Genomic DNA, 24852 nt, shown 5'->3' with positions numbered 1-24852 from the left:
ATGCCAACCGTTCTCGTCACCGGCGCCACTTCCGGCATCGGGGAGGCGACCGTCCGTGAGTTCGCCGACGCCGGCTGGCACGTCGTCGCCACCGGCCGCCGCGCCGACCGTCTTGAGAAGCTGATCGCCGAGCTGGGCGATCAGGTGACGACCAGCGCGTTCGACGTGACCGACGCCGCCGCCCGCGACGCCGCGGTCGCCGCGCTTCCGCCGATCGACCTGCTCGTCAACAACGCCGGGCTCGCGCGTGGCACCGCCCCGGCGCAGGAGGCGAAGCTCGACGACTGGATGGCGATGATCGACACCAACGTCGTCGCGCTCGTCGCGCTCACCCGCGCGCTGCTGCCCGGGCTGGTCGAACGCAAAGGCGCGATCATCAACCTGTCGTCGGTCGCGGCGACCTACCCCTATGTCGGCGGCAACGTGTATGGCGGCACCAAGGCGTTCGTCCGGCAATTCTCGCTTGGCTTGCGCTCCGATCTCGCGGGCACCGGCGTGCGCGTCACCTCGATCGAGCCGGGCATGGTCGAGACCGAGTTCACCTTCGTCCGCACCGGCGACCGCGCCAAGTCCGACGCGCTGTACAAGGGCGCCAATCCGATGACGGCGGAGGACATCGCCGCGACGTTGCTGTGGGTCGCGACGCTGCCGCCGCACCTCAACATCAACACGCTGGAGCTGATGCCCGTCAGCCAGAGCTTCGCAGGCTTCGCCGTCGCGCGGGAAGGGGTCGCATGAACGAGGATCATTACGAGAAGGAGCTGGCGAAGCTCCAGGTCGCGCTGGTCGAGACGCAGGCGGCGGCCGTGAAGTCGGGCGAGCGGATCGTGCTGGTGCTGGAGGGACGCGACAGCGCCGGCAAGGACGGCACGATCAAGCGCATCGTCGAGCATCTGTCGATCCGCGACACCCGCGTCGTCGCGCTGCCCAAGCCGTCGGACCGCGAGCGGACGCAATGGTATTTCCAGCGGTACGTCAGCCACCTGCCGAGCGCGGGCGAGCTCGTGATCTTCAACCGCTCCTGGTACAATCGCGGCGGCGTGGAGGTCGTCATGGGCTTCTCCACCCCGCCCGAACAGGCCGAGTTCCTGCGCGATGCGCCCGATTTCGAGCGGATGCTGGTGGAAAGCGGCATCCGCCTGGTGAAGATCTGGCTCGACATCAGCAAGGGTGAGCAGGCCGAGCGGCTGCAGGCGCGCCGCGACGATCCGCTCAAAGCGCTGAAGACCAGCGACATGGATGCGGTCGCCCAGTCCAAATGGGACGAGTACACCGCCGCGCGCGACACGATGCTGGCCCGCACCCATACGCCGCTCGCGCCCTGGCATTGCGTGCGCGCCGACAAGAAGAAGCCCGCGCGCCTCGCGATCATCCGCCACCTGCTCGCCCGCGTCGCCCCGGCGGACGTCGCGCGCGACGTGAAGTCGCCGGACCCGGACCTGCTGTTCGCGTTCGAGGCGTCCGCGACGACGGACGGGCGGCTGTACCGATGATGGCATCGGGCGTCAGCCGGTGAGCGCGTCCTCGGCGTGGAGGAAGGACACGAACAGGTCGGTCGAGGATCGCAGCTCGCGCGCGCTCACGACGAGGTCGCTGGCGCCGGTGCGTACCGTCGCCGACAAGGTGGCCGCCACGCCCGCCGCGGTCGCGACCCGGCCGATCCGGCGACCGATGTCGTGCGCGGTGGTGGCCGCGCGCTCGGCGCCGCCGTCGACGGCCTGGGCGGCCGCCCGCTGATCGTCGACCGCGCTCGCGATACCGGTCGCGGCGACCGCCACCTGGCCGATCGCGCCGTTGACGTGCCGCAGCTTCAGGCCGGTGTCGGCGACGCCCTGCCTGATGCCCTCGATCAGCACGCCGATCCGGTCGCTGGCGCGCGTCGTGTCGGCGGACAGGCTCTTCACCTCGTTCGCCACGACCGCGAAGCCGCGCCCGGCCGCGCCCGCGCGCGCCGCCTCGATCGTCGCGTTGAGCGCCAGCAGATCGGTCTTGGCCGCGATCTTGCGGATGTCGGCGAGGAAGCCCTGAACCTCGATCGCCTGCTGTTCGAGCAGCAGCGCCGTCTCGACGCTGCGCTTGGCCTCGGCGCTCGCCGTGTCCGTCAGCACCGATTGCTGCCCGGCCGCGACCGCGATCGTCTGCACCGACCGGGACAGGTCGCGGACGGTCGACGCCACCTGCGCGATCTCGATCGCCGCGCGGGCGGCGACGCCGGCCACTTCGCCCGCTTCCGTATCCGCGGCCGCGGATGCCGTGTCGAGCTGCCCGACGGACTGTTCCATCTGCTCGCTGGTACATGCCACCGCCCGCACGATCGACGTCACCGATCGCTCGAACTCGTTCGCCAGGGTTAGCAGCTCGCCCCGCCGTTCCGCCGCCGCGCGCGCCTCGGCAGCCTCGCGCCGCTCCCGCTCGCGGTGTGCTTCGGCCTCCGCGGTCCGCGCGAGCCGCATCGCCGCCTCCGCCTCGTGCCGGCTCGCTTCCGCCGCGTCGATCAGCTCGCCTGCGTGCCGGATCGCGGCATCCTGGCCGTCGAACAACCGCTCCAGCTGGACGGTCAGGAACGCCAGCACACCGAACTGGAGCCCGACGGCCGCGACATGGAAGGCGACGCGGCCCATCGCTCCCGATCCCGCGAACACCCAACTCGGCGCCAGCCACTCGAAGATGGTGTGGTGAAGCGCGGTGAGCACGGTCGCCAGCGCGATCGGCCGCCAGTCGCCGAGCATGACGAGCGCGGCCATCCCGACGAAGAAATACATATGGCCGTCCATCTGCCAGGGATGGCCCTGGAGCAGGAACACCAGCATCGCCGGGATGATCGCGGCGAGCGTACCCATCAGCGTGCGGGCTTCGGCATCGTGGCGGCCCCGCACGGCCATATAGGTCGGGCCGATGTTGATGAGCGTACCGATGACGAGCAACGGCATTCCCATCCGCGCGCCCAGCAAGGCGTTGGCCGCCAGCAGCAGGGCGATCGACGCCCAGCCGATGATCGCCCAGGCGCGTATTCCGCGCCGCCGCAGCGTATCGAGCGTGCCGAGCGACGCTTCGTCGGCCCTGCGACCCAGGGGCTCGACGCGCGCGATGACCGGCAATTGGATCACGCGTCCGTACCGCCGCGCGTCGTGCAGCCGACGAATGGCGCGTTCAGGATCAGGATGCCGCGGCGCGCGGTCTGGCGCGCGATGCGGGCGCGGTCGCCCAGGACGATCATCGTGCCGCCGATCGGGCCAGCCCCGAGCACGGCGCCGCCGCCGGCGAGGGCCGCGTTCATCAGATCACCCTCGTGTGCGCCCGGCAGCGCGACCAGCAACATCGGCCCCGATACGGGCGGCCACAGCGCGAGCAACGGCAGCAACGCGAGGACGAGCGCCATCTGGAACACGATCAACGGATGCGGACGCGAGGGCATGCCGCCGGAGTAGCCAGGGGCGGTTAACGGGGCCCTTGCTTTCCACCCGCTAGTCGGCCGAACCTGATTTAGGTGAATGACCTATGTGACCGGGACGATCGATCGGCGGCGCGACTGGTCAGACGACCCCCGCGCGGCTCGTCATCAGCGGCTGGATGCGCGTCCCGAACGCCTCGACCCCCGCCTCGAACTCGTCGAACGTCAGCAGCACGCCGCCGGTGCCGGGCACCGCCGCCATCTCGTCGAGCATCCTGGCAACTGCCTCGTAGCTGCCGACCAGCGTGCCCATGTTGATGTTGACGGCCCCCTCGGGCGCGGCGAGCTGGCGGACGTTGGTGTCCTTGTTCACCGTGTCTTTCGCGCCCTGCTGCGCGAGCCAGGCGATCGCGCCAACGTCGACGCCGTCGTTGTAGTGCCTCCACTTCGCCATCGCCGCCGCGTCCGTCTCGTCGGCGATCACCATCACCAGCACGAACACCTGCACGTCCCGGCCCGTCTTCGCGGTCGCCGCCGCCAGCCGCTCGTTGTTGCCGGCGAAGGCAGTTGGGGTGTTGACGCCCTTGCCGAGGCAGAAAGCATAATCCGCCCATTTCGCCGAAAAAGCGAGGCCTTCGTCGGACGAGCCCGCGCAGATGATCTTCATGTCGCCCTGCGGCCGGGGCCACACGCGGCAATCGTCCATCTGGTAATAGGTGCCCTTCAGGTCCGACACGCCGCCGACCCACAGCTCGCGCAGGACCTGCGCGTATTCATCGAGCATCCGGTACCGGTCGCGAAAATGCTCGTCGCCCGGCCACATGCCCATCTGGGTATATTCCGGCGGCTGCCAGCCGGTGATGAGGTTGAGGCCGAACCGCCCGTGGCTGATCGAGTCGATCGTGTTGCCCATCCGGGCGGCGAACGCCGGTGGCACCAGCAGCGTCGGGCAGGTAGCATAGATGCCGATCCGCTCCGTCACCGCCGCGAGCCCCGCCATCAGCGTGAAGCTCTCCAGACCATAGTCCCAGAACTCGGTCTCGCCGCCGAAGCCGCGCAGCTTGATCATCGACAGCAGGAAGTCGAGCCCGTGCTTCTCGGCCGACAGCGCGATGCGCTTGTTGAGGTCGAAGCTGGGCTTGTACTGCGGCGCGTTCTTCGAAATCAGCCAGCCGTTGTTGTTGATGGGCATGAACACGCCGACCTGCATCACGATGCGCCTTTGGTTGGGTTCAGCCGTCGAGCCAGTCGAGCAGCCACAGGTTGAAGTGCTCGGACCGGGTGACGTTGCAGGCATGGCCGCCGTGCGCCATCCGTGCGAGCTGCGCCACGTCGCCCGCCGCCGCGCTCAGCCGTTCCGAGCAGGACGGTGGCACCAGCGCGTCGTCGTCGCTCGCCACCAGCAGCGTCGGCACGGATAGCGCCGGCAGCCGGTCGAGCACGTTGAAGCGCCGCGCGGCCGCCACGCGCCGCTCGATCATGTCGGGCGGCGGCAAATGCGCGAGTTGCGCCTCCACCTCGTCCTCGAGTCCGTCGTGATGATCGGAGATCCATTGCGGCGGATAGAGGAAGATCGGCTGGGCGCGCAGATAGGCGCGCGGCCCGGCGCTGCGCAGCAGGGTGAGGCGCGTGTCGAAGCAGCGCGCGGTATAGGGATCGAGCGTGGCCCAGCCGTTCACCACCACCAGCCGCTCGACGCGGTGAGGGTGCGCGAGCGCCAGCGCGAGTCCAGCCATGCCGCCGATCGCGTGGCCAATGACGGTGGCGCGCTCGATGCCGATCGCGTCCATCAACGCGGCGATATCGTCCCCCATCGCCTCGATCGTCAGCATGCCCGGCACGTCGCGCGCGGATCGGCCGGTGCCGCGATGGTCATAGGCGATCACGTCGTGCCGCTCGGCGATGGCGGCGACGTTCGGCCGCCAATAGCCCGCCGATCCGCCGAGGCCGGAAGAAAGGATCAGCGGCGTGGCGCCCCGCGGGCCCTGTCGGTCGAAGAACAGCCCCGCCGCCTCGCCCATCAGGGCCGCCCGTTCGAGCGCGGCCCGATCAAGCCCGCCCGGATCAAGCCCAGCCCGATCAAGAAAGATGCGCCACGGACGCGATCTCGATCAGGCACTCGGGCTTCACCAGATCGGCGACGATGCAATAGCGCGCGGGTTTGGCGTCGGGGAAATACTCGGCGTACACCTCATTGAACGCGGCATAGTCGCCGAGGTATTTGAGGAAGATGTGGTTCATCGCCACATCCGCCAGCGTGCCGCCCGCCGCCGCGAGCGTCGTCCTGATCGTCTCCAGCACATGCCTGGTCTGCAACCGGACGTTGCCGGGGTTGAGCACCACGCCGCCCTCGCCGAGCGCCAGCACGCCCGAGACGTAGATGGTGTTCCCCGCCTTGGCGCCCGCCGAATAGGGTGCGATCGGGGTGGGGAACTCGGGCGGGTTGATCGGCTCGAACGGCATCAGGCTTTCCCCGCTTCGTCGGCGTCCGGTCGTTGACCTACCGCCCCGCAGAAGTCCGCAACGGTCGACACCCAGCCGAAGAACTTCTCGACATTGTAGACGGTCGCGGCCTGGATGAAGTCCGGCCCCAGATGATGGGTCGCGTCCTCCAGCATCACGCCGAAATATTCGAGGTGGAAGCCGTCGCGCAGCGTCGATTCGACGCACACGTTGCTGGCGATGCCGACGAACACCAACGTCCTGATGCCGCGCGCGCGCAGGATCGAATCGAGCTGCGAGTTGAAGAAGGCGGAGTAGCGCGTCTTGTGGACGCGGATGTCGCCCGGCTTGGGGGTCAGCGCGTCGACCAGCGCGTAATCCCACCCGCCGCGCGCAAGCAACTGACCGGCAAGATCGGGCCGTGCGCGCATCGTCTTCATCGCATTCGACTTGTGCCAGTTGGGCGAACCGGTGGTCCCGGCCTCGACATAGTCCGGGTCCCAGCCGTTCTGCAGGAACACGACCGGCATCCCCGCCGCGCGCGCGGTATCCAGCACCTGCGCGATCCGGCCGATGACGCCCGCGGCGCCCGCGATGTCGAAGCCGGCGAGATCGACATAGCCGCCCTCGCTGGCATAGGCATTCTGCATGTCGATCACGACCACCGCGGTGTCGGCCGGCGACAGGCGGATCGCCTCCGGCCGGGCGGGCAGCACGGTCGTGCCGGCGGCGCCGGGCGCGCGGTGGTCGACCACCTCGTCTGGGGCGATGCCGGCGGATATCATCCCGTCATTGTTCCGCACCGCAGCACGAAGCGCAAGCCCCGACCTCGCCATCCTTTGGGGCGAACCCTCAATGATGGCGAGGCGGGTCCTGCCGGCGCGCCGCGGCGATGCTGTCGACCAGCAGCTCATACTGGTCCGCCGAATAGCCCGCGTCGTGGAACGCGCGCACCTCCTGCGGCGGTACCGTATAGCCGTGGTGCCAGGTCAGCACCGCCATACGGCGCAACGCCTCCAGCCGCGGATCGGACAGGCGCGGATTGTGGCCGCCGAACACGCCGCCCATCGCGCGCGCGATTCGGCCGGGGCGGCGGAGCGACGACAGCCGGTCGCTCCAGGCGATCGCGACCACCGACCATTCGAGCCCCGTCAGGCGCGCGGGCACCGCGACCGTGTCGGCGGCGGGTGCCAGACGGGTCAGGACGTCGCCGCCGCCCAATTCCGAAAAAGTGAGATAGCCCATCTGAAATCTCCCGACCGCCACCGGCTCTGCTTTCGATACCGGGCGGTATGGAAGTGTGCTTCCGATCCGTCAACCACTTTTCTGTACCGGACGGTAGAAAGTTCGCGCGGTCAGCGGCCCGGCCAGGTGGCGAGGCTGGTGGAGACGAGCTGCGCGAGCTCCTCGCGCGATGCGCCCGCGCCGGCCTGCACCGCCATCCCCTGCATCAGCGCCAGCAGGAAGCGCGCGAGCCCGGCCGGATCGGCGTCGGCCGGCAGGTCGCCTTCGGCCCGCGCGCGCTCCATGCGGGCGACGAGCGCGGCATGGCCGGACGCGCGCCGCGCGATCACCTCCGCGCGCACGCCCTCGGCCTCGCTGCCGCAGGCCATCGATCCGATCACGCCCAGGCAGCCGCGCGGCTCGCAGGCGCTTGTCTGGCTGTCGAGCGCGCCGCCGAGCAGCCGAGCCGCCACCTCGCGCGACGTCGGCGCCGACAGCGCCTGCGACATGTAGCCGAGCTTCTCCGTCTCGTAGAGATCGAGCGCGCGGCGGAACAGCGCCTCCTTGTTGCCGAACGCGGCATAGAGGCTCGGACGGCCGATCCCCATCGCCTCGGTTAGATCGGTCAGGCTCGCGCCCTCATAGCCCTTGCTCCAGAACACGCGCAGCGCGGCGGCCAGCGCGGCGTCCGCGTCGAACTCGCGCGGACGGCCTTTGACGGGGGCGTTGGGGCAGGCGAGGGTTTCCATATCGTCCGGTATATAAGACACAGCTGTTGCCGCGTCCATGCCCCCGGCCAGGAGGCAGACCTAGCCGGCGGTGACGATCTGGCCGTCGATCACCCGGACCGGCCAGGGGGTGAGTCGCTGGCCCCGGCAAGGCCCGCCGACGCAGCGGCCGTCCTCGATCGCGAACAGCGCGGAATGCCAGCTGCACGCGATCAGCCCACCGTCGGGCGTCAGATACGCGTCGAGCGTCTGGGCGAGCGGCAGGCCCATGTGCGGGCAGCGGTCGACATAGCCGAACGCGTCGCCGCCGCGCCGGACGACGAAGCCGTGGAACCGGCCCGCGCGCAGTTGCAGCACATAGTTGCGCGCGCCGCCGTCCGCGACCGCGTCCACCGGCCCGAGCGCCACGCCGGCAGGCGTCGCAAAGACGCGCATGTCGCTCATCCGGGCGCGCGACCGTCGGGCAGCATGGCCTTGGCGAAGCCGCGCCAGACCGCGTCGTAATCGAGCTGCATCGTCGGCGCCTCGGCGGCCCAGCGGGTCGGGCGGACGACGTGGCGCGTCTCGAACATGATCGCCATCGTGCCGTCGATCTTGTGCGGCTTGAGGTCGGCGGCGACCGCCTTCCCGTAGCTCGCCTGATCGGGGCCGTGGCCGTTCATCTGGTTGTGCAGGCTCGCGCCGCCGGGCGCGAAGCCGCCCTCCTTGGCGTCGTAGCTCCCCTCGATCAGCCCCATGAACTCGCTCATCACGTTGCGGTGGAACCAGGGCGGCCGGAACGTGCCCTCCGCCACCATCCAGCGGGGCGGGAAGATCACGAAGTCGCAATTGGCGGTGCCGGGCGTGTCGCTGGGCGAGGTCAGCACGGTGAAGATCGACGGGTCGGGATGGTCGAACGACACGGTGTTGATCGTGTTGAAGCGCGTGAGGTCATAGCGGCAGGGCGCGAGGTTGCCGTGCCAGGCAACGACGTCGAACGGCGAATGGTCGAGCGTCGTGGCCCAAAGCCCGCCCTGGAACTTCTGCACGACCTGGCACGGCGCGTCGACATCCTCGAACCAGGCGACCGGCGTCTCGAAATCGCGCGGGTTGGCTAGGCCATTCGCGCCGATCGGCCCCAGGTCCGGCAGCCGGAACAGCGCGCCGTAGTTTTCTAGGACGTATCCCCGCGCGGCACCGTCCGGCAGCGCGACGCGGAAGCGAACTCCGCGCGGGATCAGCGCGATCTGGAGCGGCGCGACGTCGATCCGGCCGAACTCGGTGTCGATCGCCAGGCGCCCCTGTTCGGGGACGATCAGCAGCTCGCCATCGGCGCAGAAGAACGCGCGGTCCATGTCGACGGTGGCGGCGTAGAGGTGGATGCCGACGCCGGTCTGCTCGGCCACATTGCCCGTGCCGCCGTAGCTGACGAGGCCGTTCAGCCAGTCGGTGGGCGTCGCCGGCATCGGCAACGGGTCCCAGCGCAGACGGTTTGGGGAGGGAGCTATTTCGTCGAACGGCGCGGACTTGAGGTGCGGCGCGCCGTCGTAGCGGGTGAAGGCCGGATGGTTGGCGGTGGGGCGCAGGCGATACAGCCACGTCCGCCGGTTCTCGGAGCGCGGCGCGGTGAAGGCGGTGCCGGAGAGCTGCTCGGCGTAAAGGCCGAAAGGCACATGCTGCGGCGAGTTGCGGCCGATGGGGAGCGCGCCGGGGATGGCCTCGGTGGAGACGTGGTTGGCGAAGCCGGGGAGGTAGGTGGTCATCTGCAACTCCTTTCACGTCGGAGCTCGGAAACCGCAATCCTCCCCCGCCAGGGGGAGGTGGCAGCGAAGCTGACGGAGGGGGAGGTAACGATCACGTCTCTTATCCTGTCCTCCCCCTCCGTCACGCCTCCGGCGCGCCACCTCCCCCTGGCGGGGGAGGATTTCTAGAAGTCGGTTCAGGCATCGACCGTGATGACACCCCGCCTGATCTGATCGAGCTCGATGCTCTCGTACAGCGCCTGGAAGTTGCCGTTGCCGAACCCCTCGTTGCCCTTGCGCTGGATGATCTCGAAGAAGATCGGGCCGAACATGTTCTCGGTGAAGATTTGTAATAAAAGCCCTTCCTCGCCGACGTTGCCGTCGATCAGGATGCGGTTGCGGCGCAGGCGATCCAGGTCGTGGCCGTGGCCGGGCACGCGCTTGTCGACGAGCTCGTAATAGGTCTCGATCGTGTCCTGCAATTTCACGCCGCGCGCGCGCAGTTTCTCCACCGTCGCGAAGATGTCGTGCGTGGTCAGGGCCAGATGCTGGATACCCTCGCCGTTATAGTCGCGGATGAACTCCTCGATCTGGCTGTGGTCGTCCTGGCTTTCGTTCAGCGGGATGCGGATCGCGCGGTCGGGCGCGATCATCGCTTGGCTGAACAACCCGGTCGCCTTGCCCTTGATGTCGAAATACTTCTGCTCCTCGAAGCCGAAGATCTGGCCGTAGAACTCGGCCCAGGTCCGCATCTGGCCGCGGCGGACGTTGTGGGTCAGGTGATCGAGCAAGTCGAGGCCGACGTTGTTCGCCGCCTCCGCCTCCGCCGCGCCGGGAACCTGGTGCCAGTCGTCGTAGATCGATCCCGCCGCGCCATGCCGGTCGACGAGGTACAGGATCGATCCGCCGATCCCGGTCAGCGCAGGAATGCCGTCGAGCGCGGCGCCCGCCGGCGCGGGCTTCGCGCCGCTGACGATAGCGGCATCATAGGCGGCGCGCGCGTCCTGCACCCGGAATGCCATCGCGCTCGCCGAGGGGCCATGCGCGGCGCGGAAATCGGCGGCGTGGCCAGTCTGCTCGCGGTTGAGCAGCAGGTTGATCCGGCCCTGCTTGTACCGCGTCACTGCCCGCGTCGGGTGCGTCGAGGCGGCGACGAAGCCGAACTGTTCGAGCTGCGCCGCCATTCGATCGGGATCGGGCGCGGTGAACTCGCAGAACTCGAATCCGTCGAGACCCATCGGGTTGACGTCCATCTCCATCGTCCTGTCCTTCACAAAGAAAGATCCGTCACAACCGGTATCGTTCGTTACCAACGTGATGCTTCCACGGTGCCGTGTCAACGGTTACGGTTCGCCGATGCTCCGGCCGACGCTCCTCCTCGACGAGTTCCTGCCGTTCCGCCTGTCGTTCACCTCCAACCTGGTGAGCGAGTGCGTCGCGCGCACCTATGAGGCGCTGTTCGGGCTGACGATCCCCGAGTGGCGGGTGGTGGCTGTGGTGGCGGAGGCGGGCGGCGTAACGCAGGCGATGATCGGCGCGCGGACGCGGATGGACAAGGTGACCGTCAGCCGCGCCGCCATCGCGCTGGTCGAGCGGAGCCTGGTGGTCCGCACGCGCAACCCGGGCGACGGGCGATCACACCTGCTCGACCTGTCGCCCGCGGGACGCGCCCTCTACGCGCAGGTCGCGCCCAAGGCGCTGGAGCTGGAGCAGCGCATCTTCGCCGAACTGCCCGCCGGCGAGATCGAGCGGTTCGTGGCGACGCTGCGCCGGATCGACGCGATCACGACCGCGCTCGAGACGGAGCGCTAACAATCCCACGCCGCGCCCGCGAGGCTCTGGCGCAGGAACGCGACGAAGGCGGTGACGGCGGGCGGCACGGTCGGCGCGCGGGGGTGGACGGCGTAGATGGCGAGGTCGTCCGGCCCCTCCCAGCCGGGCAGCACCGGCACCAGCGTCCCCGCCGCGAGCGCGTCGCCGACGTCCCACAGCGAGCGCAGCGCGATGCCGACGCCGGTGATCGCCAGCTCGCGCACGACCTCGCTGGAGTTGGTGCGCACATGGCTGCGCCCGTCGATCACCTGCCGCCGCCGTCCGTCGGCGAGCCGCCAGGGCAGTTGGCCGGTCGCGGCGAGCAGGCGATGGGCGGCCAGCGCGGCGATGCTGTCCGGCGCGCCGTGCCGGTCGAGATAGGCGGGGCTGGCGCACAGGATGCGGCGGTTGTTGCCGAGGCGGTGCGCGGTCAGCCCGGCGGGAAGCTCGGACGCGATCCGCACCGCCACGTCGATCCGGCCCGCGACCAGATCGACATAGCCGTCCGACAGGTCGAGCTCGAGTTCGACGCGCGGGCAGGCGTCGAGAAAGGCGTGGAGGCGCGGCACGACGTGCAGCCGCCCGAACGAGGTCGGCGCCGAGACGCGCAACGGCCCGGCGGGCTCGTGGCGATCGCCGGTGATCCTGGCCTCGGCGGCCTCGACCGCGCGCAGGATGGCGACGACGTCCGCGTGGAACCGCTCGCCTGCCGGCGTCAGCGCGAGCCGGCGCGTGGTGCGGTGGATCAGCCGGGCACCGAGCCGCGCCTCCAATCGCGCGAGCCGCTTCGACACCATCGCGGGCGAGATCGACAGCGCGCGCGCCGCCGCCGACAGGCTGCCCGCCTCCACGATCCCGGCGAACAGCGCATAGTCGTCATCCACGATCCGTTCTCCAGAGGCAAAGGTCCTGCGCCATCTTAGCCGCTACCGCGCTGATCGGCGTGGGTCTATCGATCGGCGGATAGACCGGATGGAGAGTGACATGAGCGAGACCTATGTGGACCGGGCGGGGCTGAAGATCGCCGAACCGCTCGCCCGCTTCCTCGAGGAGCGCGCGCTGCCCGGCACGGGGATCGCGGCGGACGCGTTCTGGCGCGGCACGGCTGACATCTACGCGCGGCTCGCGCCCGAGAATGCGCGGCTGCTGGCGATCCGCGACACGCTCCAGGCCCCCATCGACGCGTGGCACGACGCGCGCGCCGGGCAGCCGATCGACCAGGCGGACTATCAGGCGTTCCTGCGCGAGATCGGCTATCTGGTCGACGAGCCCGCGCCGTTCGCGGTCAACCCTGAGAACGTCGATGCGGAGGTCGCGACGATGGCCGGGCCGCAGCTGGTGGTGCCGATCCTCAACGCCCGCTTCCTGCTCAACGCCGCCAACGCGCGCTGGGGCAGCCTGTACGACGCGCTGTACGGGACGGACGCGATTTCTGGGAAGGCGAGGCCGGGCGGCTACGATTCGGAGCGCGGCGAGGCTGTGATCGCCTGGGCCAAGTCGTTCCTCGACCGCGCGGTGCCGTTGGCGAAGGGATCGTGGACAGACTGGGCCGGCGGCGATCCGGTGCTGGCGGACCGCTCGCAGCTCGTGGGACGGGCCGGCGACAACCTGCTGCTGCGCCACAATGGGCTGCACATCGAACTGGTGATCGACGCGACGCATCCGATCGGCCGCGACGACCCGGCGGGCCTTGCGGACGTGGTGCTCGAATCCGCACTGACGACGATCGCCGACCTCGAGGACTCGGTCGCCGCAGTGGACGCGGAGGACAAGGTCGCCGCCTATGCCAACTGGCTCGGGCTGATGAAGGGCGACCTGGAGGCGTCGTTCGACAAGGGTAGCCGGACGATGACGCGACGGCTGGAAGCGGACCGCCGCTACGTCGCGACCGATGGGTCGGAGCTGGTCCTCCCCGGCCGCAGCCTGATGTTCGTCCGCAACGTCGGCCATCTGATGACCACGCCCGCCGTGCTGCTGCCCGACGGCGGCGAGGGGCCCGAGGGCATCCTCGACGCGATCGTCACCAGCCTGATCGCGCTCCACGATATCAAAGGCGCGCGCGCCAACAGCCGCGCGGGCAGCATCTACATCGTCAAGCCCAAGATGCACGGCCCCGACGAGGCCGCGCTAACCAACGACCTGTTCGACGCGGTCGAGGACCTGCTTGCCCTGCCGCGGCACACGATCAAGGTCGGCGTGATGGACGAGGAGCGACGCACGTCGGCCAACCTCGCCGCTTGCATCCACGCGGTGCGCGGGCGGATCGTGTTCATCAACACGGGCTTCCTCGACCGTACCGGCGACGAGATGCACACCTCGATGCGCGCGGGCCCGATGATCCGTAAGGGTGAGATGAAGGGCTCGGGCTGGATCGCGGCGTATGAGGACCGCAACGTCCAGATCGGCCTCGCCTGCGGCCTGGGCGGCAAGGCGCAGATCGGCAAGGGCATGTGGGCGGCGCCCGATCGCATGGCCGACATGCTCGACCAGAAGATCGGCCACCCGCGCAGCGGCGCCAGCACCGCCTGGGTGCCGAGCCCGACCGCCGCGACGCTGCACGCGACGCATTATCACGCGGTCGACGTCTTCGCCCGCCAGGCCGAGCGTCGCGCCGAACCGGTCGCGCCGCTCGACGCATTGCTGAGCGTGCCGGTGGCGCTCGGGCGCAACTGGCGGCCGGACGAGGTGCGCGAGGAGCTGGACAACAACGCGCAGGGCATCCTCGGTTATGTCGTGCGCTGGGTCGATCAGGGCGTCGGCTGTTCCAAGGTGCCCGACATCCACGACGTCGGCCTGATGGAGGACCGCGCGACGCTGCGCATCTCGTCGCAGCACATGGCCAACTGGTTGCTGCACGGCGTCGCGACGCCGGCGGAGGCGGACGATGCGCTGCGCCGGATGGCGGCGAAGGTCGACGCGCAGAATGCAGGTGATCCTCTATATCGATCGATGGCCGGCCACGAGGACGACAGCCTCGCGTTCCAGGCCGCCCGCGCGCTGGTGTTCGATGGCCTGACGCAGCCCAATGGCTATACCGAGCCGCTGCTCCACGCGTTCCGCGCACGAGCGAAGGGGGCCGCCGCCTGATGCCACGCTACGCGATCGACGGACGCGAGCCGCAGGTGCCGGCCGACAGCTGGGTCGCGCCCTCGGCGGACCTCATCGGCGACGTGCGGCTGGGGCACCGGGTCGGCATCTGGTTCGGCGCGGTGATTCGCGGGGACAACACCGCGATCGTGGTGGGGGACGGCACCAACATCCAGGAAGGCGCGATGCTGCACTCCGATCCCGGCGCGCCGCTGACGGTGGGGCAGGGATGCACGGTCGGCCACCACGCGATCCTCCATGGCTGCACGATCGGCGACAATGTGCTCGTCGGCATGGGCGCGACGGTGCTCAACCGCGCGACGATCGGCGAGGACTGCCTGATCGGCGCGGGCGCGCTGGTGACGGAGGGCAAGGCCTTCCCGCCCGGCAGCCTGATCGTCGGCGCCCCCGCCCGGGTCGCTCGCCCGCTGACGCTCGAGGAGATCGCGGGATTGCGGCTATCGGCCGAGCATTACGCCGTCCGGCAACGCGGTTACGCGACGGGGCTCAAGCGCCTGGATTGAGCTGGCCGCCCGGCAGCAGCAGCGACGCGTCGCCGTAGGAATAGAAGCGATAGTCATTCTGAATGGCATGCGCGTAAGCCGCCTGCATCCGGTCGAGTCCCATCAGCGCCGATACCAGCATGAACAATGTCGAGCGCGGCAGGTGGAAGTTGGTCAGCAGGCCGTCGATGCCGCGGAAGCGATAGCCCGGCGTGATGAAGATCGCCGTGTCGCCCTCGAACGGCCGGACCTGGCCGTCCGCGTCGCACGCACTTTCGATAAGGCGCAGCGACGTGGTGCCGACCGCGATCACGCGGCCGCCGGCGGCGCGGACCGCGTTCAGGCGATCGGCGGTGGCGGCATCGATGCGGCCCCATTCGGCGTGCATCTGGTGGTCGGCGGTATCGGTCGCCTTGACCGGCAAGAACGTGCCCGCGCCGACGTGCAGCGTCAGGGTGGCATGCCCGACCCCTGCCGCCGCCAGCGCCGCCATCAGCGCCGGCGTGAAGTGCAGCGCGGCCGTGGGCGCGGCGACGGCGCCCGGCTCGGCGGCGAACATCGTCTGGTAATCGGCGCGGTCGCTCGCGTCGGCGGCGCGGCGGGCGGCGATATAGGGGGGCAGCGGCATGCGGCCGGCGCGCTCCAGCAGCAGCTCGACGGGCTCGTCCCCGGCGAAGGTGAGCGCCCAACTGCCGTCCGCGCCGCGGTTGCCGGCCAGCGCCGACACGCCTGCGCCGAAGTCGATCAGGTCGCCGTCGCGCAACCGGCGGCCGTTGCGCACGAACGCGCGCCAGCGGCGCGGCCCCTCGCGCTTGTGCAGCGTCGCGCCGATCCGCGCGTCTCCGCGCCGGCCCTCGAGCTGCGCCGGGATGACGCGCGTGTCGTTGAACACCAGCAGGTCGCCCGCGCGCAATGCGGCGGGCAGGTCGGCCACAATGCGGTCGTCTGTCGTCGCGCCGTCGAGCACCAACAATCGCGCGGCGTCGCGCGGGACGGCGGGACGCAGCGCGATCCGCTCGGGCGGCAGCACGAAGTCGAACAGGTCAACGTCCATCGCGCGGGATCAGTGCTGGCGCGTCGTCCTGGGCAGTCGCTGGCTGGCGGCCGGCTTCACCGCCGCGGGCTTGGTCGACACAGTCGCATCGTCGGTCGCCGCCGTGGTGCCCGGCAGCGCGGCCGCGCCCGGTGCCGCGGCGAGCGCGCTCGCGGGCAGGTTGGCATAGGGCGGCGGCGTGTCGGCGGCGATATAGGCGTGGACGATCCGCGTCGGGTTCGCCGGCGGCTCGCCGCGCTGGATCTCGTCGACATAGGACATGCCCGACAGGACGCGGCCGAACACCGTGTACTTGCGGTCGAGTTTCAGCGTCGGCTGGAAGACGATGAAGAACTGGCTGTTGGCGCTGTTCTTGTCCTCCGCGCGCGCCGCCGCGACCGCGCCGCGGGCGTGCGGCAGGCTGTTGAACTCAGCCGGCAGATTGGGCATCTGCGAGCCGCCGGTGCCGTCGCCCTTCGGATCGCCGCCTTGGGCCATGAAGCCCTCGATCACGCGGTGGAACGCCAGGCCGTCGTAGAAATGCTGGCGGGTCAGCGCCTTGATCCGGGCGACCATCGTCGGTGCCATGTCCGGGCGCAGCCAGATCGTGACGCGGCCGCCATCCGACAGGTCGAGCAGCCAGATGTTGCTGAGGTCGGTGATCGGCGGCATCGGCGAGGCAGGGACGAGCGGTGCGAGCGCCGGCGTGGGGGTCGCGGCCGGTGTCGGCGTCGCGGCGGGGGTCGCCGCCGGTGCGGGGGCCGCCGGTGCTGGAGCCGTCTGCGCTGGGGCGGTCTGCGCGAGGACCGGCAGTGCGGCGGCGCCCGAGAGCGCGACCAGGGCGGCAACGAAACGCTTCATCATCACGACTTCCACTTGAGCTTCGCCGATCGATACCGACCGCGCCTTCTTTCCACCTGTGGCGGCAATGCGTCGATTATAGGGCGTTTCGTCCGCCACGCCAATCGCGCGGGCCATCGGAGCCGCCGATCGCGTCCGGATCAGCCGCGCGGGCCACGGGCGGCGACCTTGGCCGCCACCTCGTCGCGCACCGCCGGCGGCACGAACGGCGCGATCTCGCCGCCGAACAGCGCGATCTCCTTCACCAGCCGGCTGGCGATCGGCTGCAGGCCCACGTCGGCCATCAGGAAGATCGTCTCGACCTGGTCGTTGATCTGCTGGTTCATGCCGGCCATCTGATACTCGTACTCGAAGTCCGCCACCGCACGCAGGCCGCGCACGATCACGCTGGCGCCCTCGCGGACCGCAAAGTTCATCAGCAGCATGTCGAAACTGGTGACGGCGATGTCGCCGTCGATCTCCGCCACCTCGCGCCGCACGGTCGCCATGCGTTCGTTGAGCGTGAACATCGGCGACTTGGACGGGTTGGTCGTCACCCCCACCACCAGCCGGTCGACCAATTTGGCGCCGCGGCGGATGATGTCCATGTGCCCGAGCGTCAGCGGGTCGAAGGTGCCCGGGTACACACCAATCCGCGCGCCGTGCGTACTCAGCGGTCCCGCTCCAGCGTATAGCGCGCGATCTCGCGCAGCATGTCGGCTTCCGCCCCGTAGCTCTTGAGGTGCTCGATCGCCTGGTCGACGAGGATCCGCGATTGCTCGCGCGCCCGATCCGGGCCCAGCAGCGACAGGAACGTCTCCTTGCCCGCGCCCTCGTCCTTGCGCAGCGCCTTGCCGACCGCCGCCTCGTCGCCCTCCGCGTCGAGCAGGTCGTCCGCGATCTGGAACGCGAGGCCGACGTCGCGGGCATAGCCGCGCAGGTGCGTGCGCCCCTCCGCCGGCAGGCGTCCCAGGATCGCGCCCGCCTCCACCGCCGCCGCGATCAGCGCGCCCGTCTTCATCGCCTGCAACCGCGTGACCGTCGGCAGGTCGAAGCTCGCCTTCTCCGCTTCCAGGTCCATCGCCTGGCCGCCCGCCATGCCCGACGGGCCGGCCGCGCGGGCGAGGTCGAACACCAGCTCGGCGCGCACGAACGGATCGGGGTGGGTGGCGGGATCGGCGAGGATCTCGAACGCCAGCGCATGGAGGCAGTCACCCGCCAGGATCGCGGTCGCCTCGTCATAGGCCTTGTGGACGGTGGGCTTGCCACGCCGCATGTCGTCGTCGTCCATCGCCGGCAGGTCGTCGTGGATCAGCGAATAGACATGGACCGACTCGACCGCCACCGCGGCGCGCGCCGCGCTCTCATGGGCGACGTTGAACATCCGTGCGGTGGCGCACACCAGCAGCGGACGCAGCCGCTTGCCGCCGCCGATCGCGGCATGACGCATCGCGCGGTACAGGTCGGCGCGCGGATCGTCCGGGATCGCGAGGAACCGGTCGAACAGCCGGTCGACCTCCTCCGACACCTCCGCCATCGCGGCATGGAGCGACGACGGGGCGAGCGTCACGTCGCTCACGCCGCCGAAGAGGATTGGGCCGCGAACGGCTGAAGGCCCGCCGGGCGGCCCTCGGCATCCAGGCGGATCGCCTCGATCCGTGCCTGGGCCGCGTCGAGGCGCTCGGCGCAGCGGCGGCGCAGATGGTTGCCGCGCTCGAACAGATCGATCGATTCCTGGAGTGAGGCATCGCCGCTCTCGAGCCGGGAGACGATCCGTTCGAGTTCCTTGAGGGCGTCCTCGAACGATAGCGCGTCGACGGCGGGGTCCATGGCCGCGCTATGCGGCAGGTGGGCGAGGGGGGTCAAGACGGCGCCCGCGAACGGTCGGACCGCATTAACCCACGTTGCCCGGCACGGCGTCCGGGCGTCGCCGCAGCCACCGCGGCCGCGCGCTGCCCGACTGGAGCACGCCGCGCCGGAACGCCCGGGCGCCGACCCCGATCGCGATGGCGACCCACAACGCCTCCCACGCGAGCGCGGCGACGTGCGGCCAGAGCTGCGGCTCGCCCGCCGCACGGCCCGCCATCGCCGAGGGCGACGACAGCGGGAACAGATCCGCCGCCAGCGCGAGGCCGGTGCCGGGGTGGGAGGCGGCGGCGGTGGACAGGCCGAAGACGCCGATCTGCAGGATCGTGATCGGCAGCGACAGGAGCTGCACCTCGCGTGTCGAGGTCGCCTGCGCGCCGATGCCGAGGTACACCGCACCCATCAGCATATAGGCCATCGTGAAATAGGCGAAGAACAGCAGCGGGAACGCCGCCCCGGTCGCGGGTCGCAGCTCCGCCAGCCCCTGCGCCAGCGCGGGCGGCATCAGCGAGCCGATCCCGGCGATCATCGCGCCCCAGAAGGCGACGAAGACGAGCGCGATGCCGAACATGCCGATCAGCTTGCCGAAGAACACCGCCTCCAGCGGCACCGCCGCCGCGAGGATCTCGATCACCTTGTTGTTGCGCTCCTCCGTCATGCTGCCGATCACCGGGCTCGAGAGCAGCAGCGTCAGCAGGAAGACGCCGAACACCGCGAAGAACGCTGATCCGTTCCGGCCGCGCGCGGTCGGATGCGGCGCGGCAAGCGTGATGCGGACGGCCTCCGCCGGAGGGCCGAGCGCCTGCGCCGAGCGCGTCGCGCCGGCAAGCGTCGCCAGCCAGTCGGCGGAACGGCCCGCCGCGGGCGCGACCAGGATGTGCGGGTGGTCGAGCGGGCCGAACATCACCGCGGTCGCGTCGAACTTGGTGCTGGCGAAGGCGGCACGCGCCTGGGCAAGCGCGTCGCCTGACGGGTGCAGGGTGGTGAGCGGCGGCGGCGCGTCGTCCGGATCGCGGAACATGCCGCGCAGCCGGCCGTCGGCCTCCGCGATCGGTCGCGCCAGCGTGTCGGGCACGATCGCCACCACCCGGCTGCGCGCCGCCCCGCCGACCGCACCCGCGGCGCCCAGCCCGCCCAGCGCGCCGAACGATCCCATCAGCACGGGCGCGAACAGGAACAGCAGGAAGAACGGCGTCAGCACCGTCGCGGTGAAGTCCCGCCGCGCGATCGTCAGCGCCTGACGGAGGGTGCGGCGCGCGGAGCCGGTGGCGGCGGTCACAGCGGCTCTCCCGTCGTGGATTGTTCGCCGACGATGCGCACGAACGCGTCGTGCAGCCCGGGCCGCTCGATCGACAGGCCGGCGATGCCCGGGCTCGCCGCGCCCGTCAGCCGCGCCAGCAGCGGCTCGATCCCGTCATCGGGCAGCGGGAAGCGCCATGCACCGCCGACCTCGTGCGCGCCGGCGGGCAGCAGCGCGGCGAGCCCGGCGCCGTCGCGGCGCGGGCGCCAGCTCACCTGCATCGGCAGCGTGCCGCGCGCCTCGTCCACCGTGCCCTCGAACCGGCGGCGCCCGCCCGCGATGATCGCGAGCCGGTCGCACAGTCGCTCGGCGTGGGACATGATGTGGGTGGAGAAGATGACGGTCGCGCCCCGGTCGCGCTCGGCGAGGATCAGCGCCTCCAGCCGTTCCTGGTTGACGGGATCGAGCCCCGAGAACGGCTCGTCCAGCACCAGCAAGTCGGGGCCGTGCACCACCGATCCCAGCAGCTGGACGATCTGCGCCATGCCCTTGGACAGCTTGCGGATCTTGGTGTCGCCCGCCTGGCCGAGGCCGGCGCGCTCCAGCAGCGGCCCCGCGCGCCTGCGCCCTTCCGCCCAGGGCAGCCCGCGCAGCGCGCCCATGAAGGCGATCGCCTCGCGCGCCTTCATCGCGGGGTACAGCCCGCGCTCCTCGGGCAGATAGCCGACGCGGTCGCTCGCCTCGCGCGGCACGTCGGTGCCCAGCAGCATGCGGTGGCCCGCGTCCGGCTCGATGATGCCGAGCAGCATGCGCAGCGTCGTCGTCTTGCCCGCGCCATTGGGGCCGAGCACGCCATAGATGCTGCCGGCGGGCACCGCGATGTCGACGCCGTCGACCACGCGCCGGTTGCCGAAGCGCTTGACGAGGCCGGTGGCGGCAAGGGCGAAACTGGATTGCACGAGATCATCCCTCCAACCGTTCACCCTGAGCTTGTCGAAGGGCTGCCTTGTCTTCGCGAGGAAGGGCAGGGCTTCGACAAGCTCAGCCTGAACGGAGTAGGGGACAGTATCACTCCCCCAAGTGGTTGGTAGCTGGCGCGGATGCCCGAACACAAGCTGGAAGCGCGGATCAGGGCAAAGGCGGCGGAACTCGGCTTCGCGGCCTGCGGCATCGCGCGCGCCGACGCGGCGCCGCGCGCCGGCGAGCGGCTGCGCGAATGGCTGGCGGAGGGGCGGCACGGCGGCATGATCTGGATGGAGGAGCGCGCGCACCACCGGTCAAGCCCGCGCGACCTGTGGCCGGCGGTGCGCAGCGTGATCGCGCTCGGCATGAGCTACGCGCCCGCCGCCGACCCGCTGGCGCTGGCGGGCGAAGGCGGGGTGGGGCGCATCTCCGTCTATGCGCAGGGCGGCGACTATCACGACGTGGTGAAGCGCCAGCTCAAGGCGATGGGGCGGTGGCTGGCGCAGGAGGCCGGCTGCGACCTGCCATTTGACCTCAAGGTGTTCGTCGACACCGCGCCCGTCATGGAGAAGCCGCTGGCAGAGGCGGCGGGGCTCGGCTGGCAGGGCAAGCACACCAACCTCGTCAGCCGCAGCGAGGGGAGTTGGCTGTTCCTGGGCGCGATCTACACGACGCTCGACCTGGAGGGGGACGCGCCGGGGCGGGACCTGTGCGGATCGTGCGACCGGTGCCAGCGCGCCTGCCCGACGGCGGCGTTCCCGGCGCCGTACCAACTGGATGCGCGGCGGTGCATCTCGTACCTGACGATCGAGCATCGCGGGCCCATCCCGGTCGAGTTCCGGGCGGCGATCGGCAACCGCATCTATGGCTGCGACGACTGCCTGGCGGTGTGCCCATGGAACCGCTTCGCGCAGGCCGCCGCCGCCAACCGCGCCTTCGCGCCCCGCGCGGAGCTGGCGGCGCCGGAGCTCGCCGACCTGCTGGCGCTGGACGACGCAGGCTTCCGGCAGGTGTTCGCAGGTTCGCCGATCAAGCGGATCGGGCGGGATCGTATGGTGCGCAACGCGGCGGTCGCGGCTGGCAATAGCGGGGAGCCGGCGCTGGCGGGGCCGGTCGCGCGACTGCTGGACGACCCGGCGCCGGAGGTGCGCGGGGCGGCGGTGTGGGCGCTGGGCCGGCTCGATCGGGCGCGTTGGGCTGTGGAGCAGGAGGGGCGAATGGCGGGGGAGGATGATGTGGAGGTGCGGGTCGAATGGGTGGGGTAACCCCGCGCGGCAGGGTGGCGGCGGAAAAGTAGGTAACAGTACTTCGCACCAAAACGCGGTTTTGCGATCCGCGGTCATTACCAACTCCGTTCGTCCCGAGCGCAGTCGAGGGACAAGAAACCTGACCTATCCATGGTGTCTCGACTTCGCTCGACACGAACGGTTGGTTGGGGTGGGGTGGACGGGCTGGGACGCGATCATGCGTCCGTGCCGTCGAGCCGACGGCCTGTGCAGCAAGGGGCGGACGGTAGAAAAGAGCAGCTCTCCCGCTCTCACGACCTATCCAACATCGCAAGCGGGAGAGTCGGGAGCGTCGCCTAACCGACTTTAGGGGAGTGCAGACCGGCCGCTTTAAGCGTGAAGACTGGAAAGCTGACATCAATCTGGTAGCTTGCGCCATGCCCGCTGCAACACATCTCGCTTGGCTGGCGTTATTAGCCATAGCGGTCGCTCCAAAGGCAACTGCCCCTACACAGATTGAGACAACCTATCAGGCGAGTAAGTGTGGAGGCTCGCCACCGAACTGGCAGCGACAGGGAAGCGAATTCGGAGAACTACTAGAGCATGACCTAATAGAAATCCACCACCACGATATTTTGTGGAACGGTGGAAAGATACCAAATAAGACCCTTGCTCGCAATCTTTACTCAGTACGACATATGTTTTTAATGCCGGGTACGATTTTGATCGTCGCCCCTACCGCTCTCTGTTCTGCCGTCGAGTCAGTACGAAGAGCGGTAAATCTCGGCTCAACTTGCGGGCCCCACCACGCTTGCGTGGAATACACCAGCGCCGAGTGGAAGAAAAACGAGCCTCCTCCGCCCCCTCGCTTGAATAGCAGGTTTCGGTAAGCGGCCACCCGAAGCGAACAGCCCAAAGTGGGCGTTTCTCCCCTGGCGGGGGAGGATTGGGATGGCCACGATGGCCGACTTCCACCCTACCGCGCCGCCCCCCTCCTCGTCAGCGCCGCGACGCAGCTTGCGCGGTCGATCGGGCTGCCGTCGGGTTCGCGGGCGTCGAGGTAGGTGACGGTGGGGTCGGCCGCCCGGTCCTTCGGGCCCTTGGGGTATAGATACGCGTCCAGCACGCAGATCGGTCCGGAGAATTGCAACCGACGCGCGGTGCCTTCGCGCACGTCCGCGTCCGGCTCGCCGAACAGCTGCGTCAGGCCGGCGGCGTTCTGGCCGATCACGCGCTCCAGCCCGGTGCTGGCATAGGGGATCGGGATGCGCGCCGCGCGCTGCGGGCCGGGGCCGGTCGGGACGGTCGCGCACCCCGCGAGCGCCACGGTGCCGGCCAGCATCGCCGCCAGCCGCAGGTCTGCGCGTCGCGATCGGCGTTCTTGCAGTCTCGTCGGCATCGCGCGTCCCCTCTGCCCGATCGTGTGGCGTCGCGTGCGCGGCCCGGCAAGTCGGGCGGGCGCACCGGCGGGGCGGCTGGGCTTGTCCTCCCCGGCTCCGTTCGTCCCGAGCGACGTCGAGGGACTGCCTCACCTCAAGAAGAAGGGCAGTGCTTCGACAAGCTCAGCATGAACGGGGTGGAGGAGGCGGATCACGCTTTCATCCCAGACGACGCGGCGCGACGTTGCGCGGGTGGCGGGGCGGCTATAGTCGCAGGGTCGACCGCCGCGCCTTCGCGGCTCAGGAGACCAGCCGCATGTCCCAGCCTAGCTACGACGTCGTCGCCATCGGCAACGCGATCGTCGACGTCCTGTCCCAGGCCGACGACGGCTTCATCGCGCAGGAGGGCATGGCCAAGGGATCGATGCAGTTGATGTTCTCGCCCGCCGAGGCGGACGCGCTCTACGCCAAGATGGGCCCGGGCACCGAGGCGTCGGGCGGGTCGGCGGCCAACACCGTCGCCGCGATCGCGGCGCTGGGCGGGCGCACGGCTTTCGTCGGCCAGGTGGCGGACGACCAATTGGGGGAGGTGTTCGCGCACGACATCCGCGCCGCCGGCGTCTCGTTCGCGACCCCCGCGCGGCCCGGCGAGCCGACCACCGCGCGCTGCCTGATCTTCGTGACGCCCGATGGCCAGCGGACGATGAACACCTTCCTGGGCGCGTCGCAGTTCCTGCCGGAGGCGGCGCTCGACCGCGCGCTGATCGCCGACGCCGCGATCCTGTACCTCGAAGGCTATCTGTGGGACCCCGAAGAGCCGCGCGCCGCGATGCGCGCCGCCATCGAAGTGGCGCGCAAGGCGGGGCGCAAGGTCGCGTTCACCCTGTCCGACACCTTCTGCATCAGCCGCCACGGCGACGATTTCCGCAAGCTGATCGCCGACGGCCTGATCGACATCCTGTTCGCCAACGAGGCCGAGCTGGTAGCGCTGGCGGAGGTCGACGATTTCGACGCGGGCGTGGCGAAGATGGCCGGCCAGGTGCCGCTGCTGGTCGTCACGCGCGGGCAGGCCGGGGCAACCGCGGTGCAGGCCGGGCGGACCGTCAGCGTCGGCGCTGAGCCGGTGGAGCAGGTGGTGGACACAACCGGCGCGGGCGACCTGTTCGCGGCCGGCTTCCTGCGCGGGCAGGCGCAGGGCTGGGGGCTGGAGAAGTCGCTGAAACTGGGCGCGGTGTGCGCGGCGGAGATCATCTCGCACTACGGCGCCCGCCCACAGGTCGACATGCAGGCACTGGTCGCCGCTAAGCTGGGGTGAACAAACGCCGCCCGCCCGCCGCCCATCCGTCACCCCAGCGAACGCTGGGGTCGCTGCGAGGAGGGCACGGTCCCCTCTCGCG

General features: G+C 70.1%; 27 protein-coding genes. 7 read left to right on the top strand and 20 right to left on the bottom strand.

From position 1 onward, the window contains the following. Together ACFE65_RS00795 and ppk2 are read left to right on the top strand one after the other, a co-directional pair. Window positions 1-738: an SDR family NAD(P)-dependent oxidoreductase gene (locus tag ACFE65_RS00795; protein ID WP_375380419.1), complete on the top strand. Its 738-nt coding sequence runs from the start codon at window positions 1-3 to the stop codon at window positions 736-738. Beyond that, window positions 735-1493 carry a polyphosphate kinase 2 gene (ppk2, locus tag ACFE65_RS00790; RefSeq protein ID WP_375380418.1) on the top strand — a complete coding sequence of 253 codons (759 nt, stop codon included), beginning with the start codon at window positions 735-737 and terminating at the stop codon, window positions 1491-1493. The genes ACFE65_RS00795 and ppk2 overlap by 4 nt, the downstream gene beginning before the upstream one ends. Before the next feature lie 12 nt (window positions 1494-1505). On the opposite strand, the gene ACFE65_RS00785 is transcribed toward ppk2, so the two are convergent. From ACFE65_RS00785 to hppD, 11 genes are all read right to left on the bottom strand, one after another. Further along, window positions 1506-3107, bottom strand: coding sequence for a methyl-accepting chemotaxis protein (locus ACFE65_RS00785; RefSeq protein ID WP_375380417.1), 1602 nt, complete (start codon window positions 3105-3107; stop codon window positions 1506-1508). Continuing rightward, window positions 3104-3379 carry a hypothetical protein gene (locus ACFE65_RS00780; protein WP_375380416.1) on the bottom strand — a complete coding sequence of 92 codons (276 nt, stop codon included), beginning with the start codon at window positions 3377-3379 and terminating at the stop codon, window positions 3104-3106. The genes ACFE65_RS00785 and ACFE65_RS00780 overlap by 4 nt, the downstream gene beginning before the upstream one ends. A gap of 154 nt (window positions 3380-3533) precedes the next feature. Beyond that, the gene (gene rutA, locus ACFE65_RS00775; RefSeq protein WP_375380415.1) at window positions 3534-4601 is read right to left on the bottom strand and encodes a pyrimidine utilization protein A; all 1068 of its coding nucleotides are present in this window, start codon (window positions 4599-4601) and stop codon (window positions 3534-3536) included. Window positions 4602-4623: 22 nt separating this feature from the next. Next, entirely contained in the window at window positions 4624-5412 is a 789-nt protein-coding gene (rutD, locus tag ACFE65_RS00770; RefSeq protein ID WP_375380414.1) for a pyrimidine utilization protein D, read from the bottom strand. 58 nt (window positions 5413-5470) lie between these two features. Continuing rightward, window positions 5471-5854 carry a Rid family hydrolase gene (locus ACFE65_RS00765; protein ID WP_375380413.1) on the bottom strand — a complete coding sequence of 128 codons (384 nt, stop codon included), beginning with the start codon at window positions 5852-5854 and terminating at the stop codon, window positions 5471-5473. After that, window positions 5854-6618: a pyrimidine utilization protein B gene (rutB, locus tag ACFE65_RS00760; protein WP_375380412.1), complete on the bottom strand. Its 765-nt coding sequence runs from the start codon at window positions 6616-6618 to the stop codon at window positions 5854-5856. The genes ACFE65_RS00765 and rutB overlap by 1 nt, the downstream gene beginning before the upstream one ends. 67 nt (window positions 6619-6685) lie before the next feature. After that, on the bottom strand, window positions 6686-7078 hold the full coding sequence (locus tag ACFE65_RS00755; RefSeq protein ID WP_375380411.1) for a hypothetical protein: 393 nt from the start codon (window positions 7076-7078) through the stop codon (window positions 6686-6688). A gap of 110 nt (window positions 7079-7188) precedes the next feature. Next, the gene (locus ACFE65_RS00750; protein ID WP_375380410.1) at window positions 7189-7806 is read right to left on the bottom strand and encodes a TetR/AcrR family transcriptional regulator; all 618 of its coding nucleotides are present in this window, start codon (window positions 7804-7806) and stop codon (window positions 7189-7191) included. A gap of 60 nt (window positions 7807-7866) precedes the next feature. After that, window positions 7867-8229, bottom strand: coding sequence for a Rieske (2Fe-2S) protein (locus tag ACFE65_RS00745; RefSeq protein ID WP_375380409.1), 363 nt, complete (start codon window positions 8227-8229; stop codon window positions 7867-7869). Further along, the gene (gene hmgA, locus ACFE65_RS00740) at window positions 8226-9527 is read right to left on the bottom strand and encodes a homogentisate 1,2-dioxygenase (protein WP_375380408.1); all 1302 of its coding nucleotides are present in this window, start codon (window positions 9525-9527) and stop codon (window positions 8226-8228) included. Before hmgA ends, ACFE65_RS00745 begins: the two co-directional genes overlap by 4 nt. Before the next feature lie 176 nt (window positions 9528-9703). After that, window positions 9704-10765 carry a 4-hydroxyphenylpyruvate dioxygenase gene (gene hppD / locus ACFE65_RS00735; protein ID WP_375380534.1) on the bottom strand — a complete coding sequence of 354 codons (1062 nt, stop codon included), beginning with the start codon at window positions 10763-10765 and terminating at the stop codon, window positions 9704-9706. A 97-nt stretch (window positions 10766-10862) separates the two neighbouring features. Between hppD and ACFE65_RS00730 the strand changes: the two genes are divergently transcribed. Continuing rightward, on the top strand, window positions 10863-11318 hold the full coding sequence (locus tag ACFE65_RS00730) for a MarR family winged helix-turn-helix transcriptional regulator (RefSeq protein ID WP_375380407.1): 456 nt from the start codon (window positions 10863-10865) through the stop codon (window positions 11316-11318). Here ACFE65_RS00730 and ACFE65_RS00725 read toward each other — a convergent pair. After that, window positions 11315-12205, bottom strand: a complete 891-nt coding sequence (locus ACFE65_RS00725) for a LysR family transcriptional regulator (protein WP_375380533.1) — start codon at window positions 12203-12205, stop codon at window positions 11315-11317. The genes ACFE65_RS00730 and ACFE65_RS00725 overlap by 4 nt on opposite strands. Window positions 12206-12302: 97 nt before the next feature. Between ACFE65_RS00725 and ACFE65_RS00720 the strand changes: the two genes are divergently transcribed. Further along, a complete protein-coding gene (locus ACFE65_RS00720) occupies window positions 12303-14405 on the top strand; it encodes a malate synthase G (RefSeq protein ID WP_375380406.1) in 2103 nt (700 codons plus the stop codon). Next, on the top strand, window positions 14405-14929 hold the full coding sequence (locus ACFE65_RS00715; protein ID WP_375380405.1) for a gamma carbonic anhydrase family protein: 525 nt from the start codon (window positions 14405-14407) through the stop codon (window positions 14927-14929). Before ACFE65_RS00720 ends, ACFE65_RS00715 begins: the two co-directional genes overlap by 1 nt. On the opposite strand, the gene queA is transcribed toward ACFE65_RS00715, so the two are convergent. The 7 genes from queA to ACFE65_RS00680 form a co-directional block, all read right to left on the bottom strand. Further along, on the bottom strand, window positions 14913-15962 hold the full coding sequence (gene queA, locus ACFE65_RS00710) for a tRNA preQ1(34) S-adenosylmethionine ribosyltransferase-isomerase QueA (RefSeq protein WP_375380404.1): 1050 nt from the start codon (window positions 15960-15962) through the stop codon (window positions 14913-14915). The two genes, ACFE65_RS00715 and queA, sit on opposite strands and share 17 nt — an antisense overlap. 9 nt (window positions 15963-15971) lie before the next feature. After that, entirely contained in the window at window positions 15972-16805 is an 834-nt protein-coding gene (locus ACFE65_RS00705; RefSeq protein WP_375380532.1) for a peptidylprolyl isomerase, read from the bottom strand. Window positions 16806-16942: 137 nt separating this feature from the next. Beyond that, the gene (gene coaD, locus ACFE65_RS00700) at window positions 16943-17428 is read right to left on the bottom strand and encodes a pantetheine-phosphate adenylyltransferase (RefSeq protein WP_375380403.1); all 486 of its coding nucleotides are present in this window, start codon (window positions 17426-17428) and stop codon (window positions 16943-16945) included. 23 nt (window positions 17429-17451) lie between these two features. Continuing rightward, a complete protein-coding gene (locus ACFE65_RS00695; protein WP_375380531.1) occupies window positions 17452-18318 on the bottom strand; it encodes a polyprenyl synthetase family protein in 867 nt (288 codons plus the stop codon). Between the two features lie 38 nt (window positions 18319-18356). Beyond that, entirely contained in the window at window positions 18357-18611 is a 255-nt protein-coding gene (locus tag ACFE65_RS00690; protein ID WP_375380402.1) for an exodeoxyribonuclease VII small subunit, read from the bottom strand. A 64-nt stretch (window positions 18612-18675) separates the two neighbouring features. Further along, a complete protein-coding gene (locus tag ACFE65_RS00685) occupies window positions 18676-19926 on the bottom strand; it encodes an ABC transporter permease (protein WP_375380401.1) in 1251 nt (416 codons plus the stop codon). Next, window positions 19923-20846 carry an ABC transporter ATP-binding protein gene (locus tag ACFE65_RS00680; RefSeq protein ID WP_375380400.1) on the bottom strand — a complete coding sequence of 308 codons (924 nt, stop codon included), beginning with the start codon at window positions 20844-20846 and terminating at the stop codon, window positions 19923-19925. The genes ACFE65_RS00685 and ACFE65_RS00680 overlap by 4 nt, the downstream gene beginning before the upstream one ends. A gap of 141 nt (window positions 20847-20987) precedes the next feature. Here ACFE65_RS00680 and queG point away from each other — a divergent pair, with 141 nt between their 5' ends. Beyond that, window positions 20988-22115, top strand: coding sequence for a tRNA epoxyqueuosine(34) reductase QueG (gene queG, locus ACFE65_RS00675; protein ID WP_375380399.1), 1128 nt, complete (start codon window positions 20988-20990; stop codon window positions 22113-22115). Between the two features lie 937 nt (window positions 22116-23052). Here the strand turns inward: queG and ACFE65_RS00670 are convergent. After that, a complete protein-coding gene (locus tag ACFE65_RS00670) occupies window positions 23053-23475 on the bottom strand; it encodes a hypothetical protein (protein ID WP_375380398.1) in 423 nt (140 codons plus the stop codon). 296 nt (window positions 23476-23771) lie between these two features. Between ACFE65_RS00670 and ACFE65_RS00665 the strand changes: the two genes are divergently transcribed. Continuing rightward, a complete protein-coding gene (locus tag ACFE65_RS00665; protein ID WP_375380397.1) occupies window positions 23772-24770 on the top strand; it encodes an adenosine kinase in 999 nt (332 codons plus the stop codon). The last annotated feature ends 82 nt before the right edge of the window (window positions 24771-24852 follow it).

The sequence above is a fragment of the uncultured Sphingomonas sp. genome, assembly GCF_964237335.1.
In the GTDB taxonomy this organism is placed as follows: domain Bacteria; phylum Pseudomonadota; class Alphaproteobacteria; order Sphingomonadales; family Sphingomonadaceae; genus Sphingomonas.
This window is presented reverse-complemented; position numbering and strand designations above follow the sequence as displayed.